The 5002-nt window shown below is 65.3% G+C and carries 5 protein-coding genes; 4 read left to right on the forward strand and 1 reads right to left on the reverse strand.

Translation table 11 applies throughout. The features are described 5' to 3' along the window. Positions 1-73 precede the first annotated feature (73 nt). From MUO23_00555 to MUO23_00565, 3 genes are all read left to right on the forward strand, one after another. On the forward strand, positions 74-1096 hold the full coding sequence (locus MUO23_00555; GenBank protein ID MCJ7511440.1) for a glycosyltransferase family 2 protein: 1023 nt from the start codon (positions 74-76) through the stop codon (positions 1094-1096). A gap of 16 nt (positions 1097-1112) precedes the next feature. Further along, positions 1113-2579, forward strand: a complete 1467-nt coding sequence (locus MUO23_00560; protein MCJ7511441.1) for a pyridoxal-phosphate dependent enzyme — start codon at positions 1113-1115, stop codon at positions 2577-2579. 73 nt (positions 2580-2652) lie between these two features. Then, complete coding sequence (locus tag MUO23_00565) at positions 2653-3159, forward strand: hypothetical protein (GenBank protein MCJ7511442.1); 507 nt, start codon at positions 2653-2655, stop codon at positions 3157-3159. 99 nt (positions 3160-3258) lie between these two features. On the opposite strand, the gene MUO23_00570 is transcribed toward MUO23_00565, so the two are convergent. Further along, positions 3259-3855: a hypothetical protein gene (locus MUO23_00570; GenBank protein ID MCJ7511443.1), complete on the reverse strand. Its 597-nt coding sequence runs from the start codon at positions 3853-3855 to the stop codon at positions 3259-3261. 169 nt (positions 3856-4024) lie between these two features. Here MUO23_00570 and MUO23_00575 point away from each other — a divergent pair. After that, positions 4025-5002, forward strand: a 978-nt coding sequence (locus tag MUO23_00575; protein MCJ7511444.1) for an amidohydrolase family protein, incomplete at its 3' end; no start/stop codon positions are given.

Below are 5002 nucleotides of genomic sequence, written 5' to 3' on the forward strand. Positions count from 1 at the left end.
CGTTATCGAGCCGACGCTGGCCGCACTTGTGTCCGCACAGTCAACAGGCAAAGTGTGAGGGACTGAGGCCGTCATGGTCCGAGAGAAGAACCCCGTATTCTCGATCATCGCCCCGATCTACAATGAGCTCGCCAACCTTCCTGCCCTTCATGCCCGCGTATCGGGGGTGATGAACGGGATGGGTGAGCCGTGGGAGCTGCTGCTGGTGGATGATGGCAGCGACGACGGATCGGCCGAGGCCATTCTGGCGCTGGCGGAATCGGATGCGCATGTGCGCCCGGTCATGTTCTCGAGGAACTTCGGCCACCAGCTGGCCGTCACGGCCGGGCTGGACTACAGCCGCGGCCAGGCGGTGGTCATCATCGACGCCGACTTGCAGGATCCTCCTGAGCTGATCCCGCAGATGGCGGAGAGATGGCGCCAGGGCTACGAAGTAGTGTACGCCGTGCGCGCCGAGCGCCAAGGGGAAACCTGGTTCAAGCTGGCCACCGCCTCCCTGTTCTATCGGATCATCTACCGCATCACCGACGTCAAGATCCCGCTGGACACCGGCGATTTCCGCTTGCTGGACCGCAAGGTGGTCGACGCCCTGAACCAAATGCGCGAACGTCATCGCTTTCTCCGCGGCATGGCGGCCTGGGTGGGATTCCGCCAGATCGGGGTTTCGTACGACCGAGCGGCGCGGGTGGCGGGAGAGACCAAGTACCCCTTCCGCAAGATGTTCCGCCTGGCGATCAATGCCATCACCGGATATTCGTACTTCCCTCTGCAGCTGGCCACCTACTTCGGGTTCGCCTGTGCGGCCCTGAGCGCGCTGTGCATTCCGCTCGTGATTGCCTCGCGTCTGACGGGCAATCAGTCCTTTCTGGGGCAGGCGACCACCCTGATCGCCGTTCTGTTCTTGGGCGGGGTGCAGTTGATCTGCGTCGGGATCCTGGGCGAGTACATCGGGCGTCTGTACGACGAGGCGAAAGGGCGTCCGCTCTACGTCGTGCGCCAGGGTCCGGACGAGGGACCTTCAGCCGAAGGTCCCAGCATGAAGAAATCGTCCGGGGGCAAGCGTCCTGCTCGCCGGACCGCGACCCGCAAGTCCTGAGGAGACGTGAAGCACCATGAGCAGAATTGACCTGACCGTAGATGGTGAGCGACGCAAGCGCGCCGCGGGGCGTGCCCGCGAGCGCAGCATCCTGATCCCGACTTTCGCCCAGATGAAGGACCCGAGCAAGATCCCGGCTGGGATCCGCCAGAAGCTTGGCCGCGTCGGGCTGTGGGATGTCGACCCGCTCAACCTCTTCCGCATTACCTGGAAGAACGAGCCCGTTGCCAAAGGTGGCGGATTCGGCGGCGTCAACTACTTGGAATTCCCCTCCAGCCTGACCGGGACCCAGGCCCGCATCATCGCCCTGGTGGGCAAGTGGTTCCCGACCGGCGCGCACAAGGTCGGGGCGGCGTTCGGCTGTTTGGTGCCGCGCCTTGTCACCGGCCAGTTCGACCCGACGACGCAGAAGGCCGTCTGGCCGTCGACTGGGAACTACTGCCGGGGCGGAGCCTACGATTCGGCGCTGCTGGGCTGCGAATCGATCGCCATCCTGCCGGAGGGGATGAGCCGGGAACGCTTCGAGTGGCTGTCCACGATCGCCGGCGAGGTGATCAAGACGCCGGGCAGCGAATCGAATGTCAAGGAGATCTTCGACAAGTGCTGGGAGCTGCGGCGTTCCGGCCAGGATCTGATGATCTTCAACCAGTTCGAGGAGTTCGGCAACTACCTGTGGCACTACGAGGTCACCGGGCACGCCATGCAGGAAGTCCTGCAGCGCGAACTCCGGTCGGGGGACACGTATCGGGGCGTGGCGCTGACCACCGGCTCGGCGGGCACGATCGCCTGCGGCGACTATCTGAAGCAGGTCTTCCCGAACAGCAAGGTCGCCGCCTCTGAGGCACTGCAGTGCCCGACGCTTCTCGAGAACGGCTTCGGGGCGCACCGCATCGAGGGCATCGGCGACAAGCATGTTCCCTGGATCCACAACGTGGGCAACACCGACTTGGTGGTGGCGATCGACGATGCGGCCGTGGTGAACATCTCGCGCCTGTTCAACGAGAAGGCCGGCCGTTCACACCTGGTCAAGCAAGGGGTGCCGGAGGCCATGGTCGGCCGGCTCGACCTGCTCGGCTTCTCCGGGATCGCCAACCTGCTGTCGTCGATCAAGCTCGCCAAGTACTACGAACTCGGCCCACAGGACATCGTGCTGACTATCCTGACCGACTCGATGGAGCTATACGCCAGTCGGCTGACCGAGATGCACGCCGAGTACGGGGAGTACGGCGAGAAGGACGCTGCCGCCGACTACGCCCGCTACCTGCTCGGCGAGTCGACCGACAACCTGCTCGAGCTGCGCTACCCGGACCGGCGGCGCGTCCACAACCTCAAGTACTACACCTGGGTTGAGCAGCAAGGGAGGACGTACGAGGAGATCCTGGCGCAGTGGTCGGCTGCCGACTACTGGAGCGCGGTGCAGTCTCAGACTGACGAAATCGATGCCCTGATCGAGGAGTTCAATTCGCTGACCGGGCTGATGTAGCCGGTCTCCTGACCCGGACGTCTTGGAGCAGGGGAGACATCTCCCCTCCTCCTCCGGCAGCAGGGGGTGCTTCATGCCGGGGATCCTGCCCGAAGACCTGGTGCTGGTTGCCATTGCCAAGCACCCGCGTGACCTTGAGATCGCTCGCCTGCTGGGTTGGTACCGGATCCCGCTGGCGTATTCCCCCAAGACCCTACATGTTGAATGGCTGGCCTTCTACCAGACGGCGGCTTTCGCCGATCAGCGCTGGTCGGTTCGCTGGGTGGCGCAGGTCCGAGGCTATGAATTGACCACCCGGGCGTCGCTGCTCCGGGCGGAACCCCGGCACCCTAGAGCCGAGGAGCCGTATTTCAAACTGCAGCTCGGCCCGCTGGAGCCTCTGCCCCATCCGATCGAATCGCGGCGGTGGCGACGGTTCACCTTCCTGTACACGACGGGGGAGCGTCTGCTCGCCGCCCAGGATCTGCGACAGCTGGTGATGACCAGTGCCCGGGAGCGGGCCCACCTCTGGCGCGCTCTCCGGGAGCGCCGGTGCAGGCCTGCGTGGCCCCACCCGGGCTCGAGCGCGCCCGGCGAATGAGAACTGGCCTCACCCCTTCTCAGGGGAGAATGCGGGGTCTTCAGTCCGGCCACATGGTAGGGACCTGCGGTCAGGCGGCGTTCGGGACGGGGGATCCCCCTACTGATCGGGCGCGGCCGGGGCGTAGCCCGTCCGGCCGAGTGATCGGCCGACAGGAATGATCATGCTCACGGACTTGCGGGGCTCCATCATCAAGCCCCCAGTCAGGTGAAGCCCATACCGGTCCGCCTCCAAGAGGTGGAAGATCCGGGGCTGCAGTTCGACCGGCCACTGACCGATCCCAGGACGATACCCGGGCCCGGCCCTGAGGCCCTCGGCGGCGGCCGTCGAGCGGATCTGGCGATGCAACCTTCGGGCAAGCCCGGCAACCCAGGCATTGCCGATCTCATCGAGGATCACTGCCCGGGCGGGCTCATCGGGGAACATGTCCGAGACCCGGCGCTCCAGCTGCCCACCCAGGGAGCACAGCCCGAGAACAATGCGGTGGGCAAACCGCATGGGATCGGAGAGTTCCGGCAAGTCGCCTGCGGGGAAGGACCGCTGCAGGGAAACCGGACGCACCAGGGCCTTGGCCGCGAGCAGCATCTCGGCGTACATGGGCTCCATGCGGGCTCGGCGCCGGCCGTACTTTCGCAGCAGCGGATCCAGTGAGAATCCGCCTTCCAGGTCAATTGGCGGCAAGTCGCGCTCGGGCAAAGCAACTCCTCGGCATGTCCTGCGATTGGGACGGCCGTTGCTCAGGGGCAGTCGTGGATGATAACCCCGATTCCGGTTCAGCGGTCCCCAGTCTGACTAACCCCGCCCTCGGCCCGACATCGGCGGCGTCCTATAATGGAAGGGAACAAGACCGGCAAGGGAGCGTTCGATGAATAGACGATTGCTGCAGGGCGGAACGGTTGTGACGGACCTCGGCAGCTTCCCGGCGGATGTACTGATTGAAGGGGAGCGCATCGCCAACATCGGTCCCGGGCTGATCGCCGATGGCGCCGAGGTGGTTCACGTCCATGGCAGGCTTGTCCTGCCCGGAGGAGTCGATCCGCACACCCACTTCGATTTGCCGATGTTCGACACGGTCTCGTCGGACGATCACTACACGGGGCACAAAGCGGCCGCCTATGGCGGGACGACGACGGTGATGGACTTTGTCCCTCAGCTCGCCAGCGGAAGCCTTGAGGCCGGACTGGATGTTTGGATGGAGAAGGCCGCTCCGAAGGCCGCCATTGACTTCGCGTTCCATCTCAACATCAGCCGGCTGGAGGCGGCGGTCCTTGCGGAGATCGAGCGCCTGCCCTCCCGGGGGGTGACGTCGGTCAAGGTCTTCACCGCCTACAACAGCAGGCTGCGCCTGCAGGATGGCGAGATCTTCCGGGTGCTGCGCAAGGCTGGCGAGCAGGGAATGCTGACGATGCTGCATGCCGAGAGCGGCGATGTGATTGACATCCTGGTTGCCGAAGCGCTGGCCGCCGGACACCGCTCGCCGGTCTGGCACGCCCGAACGCGTCCGGCCTGGGGCGCGGTCGAAGCCACGCTGCGCGGCATCGCCCTGGCCGCTCAGGCCGGCGCCCCGCTGTACATCGTGCACGTGAATGTCGCCGGCGAGGTCGATCAGATTCGCTACGCGCGGGAGCGCGGGCTGCCGGTGATGGGCGAGACCTGTCCTCCCTACCTGTTCTTCACCGAGGACGATCTGGCGCGCCCCGACGGCGCCAAGTGGGTGTGCTCGCCTCCGATGCGTACTCCGGCTGACAATCAGGCGCTGTGGGAGGGGCTGACGGCGGGGGACCTGCAAACGATCGGAACCGATCACTGCCCGTTCTTCTTTGATGGAACCCAGCCAATCGAG

Source organism: Anaerolineales bacterium (assembly GCA_022866145.1).
Lineage (GTDB): Bacteria > Chloroflexota > Anaerolineae > Anaerolineales > E44-bin32 > PFL42.

Excerpts from the sequence above, each read along its gene's own strand:
- MUO23_00565 (MCJ7511442.1), top strand. The coding sequence starts at position 2,653 with ATGCCGGGGATCCTGCCCGAAGACCTGGTGCTGGTTGCCATTGCCAAG.
- MUO23_00560 (MCJ7511441.1), top strand. The coding sequence starts at position 1,113 with ATGAGCAGAATTGACCTGACCGTAGATGGTGAGCGACGCAAGCGCGCC.
- MUO23_00555 (MCJ7511440.1), top strand. The coding sequence starts at position 74 with ATGGTCCGAGAGAAGAACCCCGTATTCTCGATCATCGCCCCGATCTAC.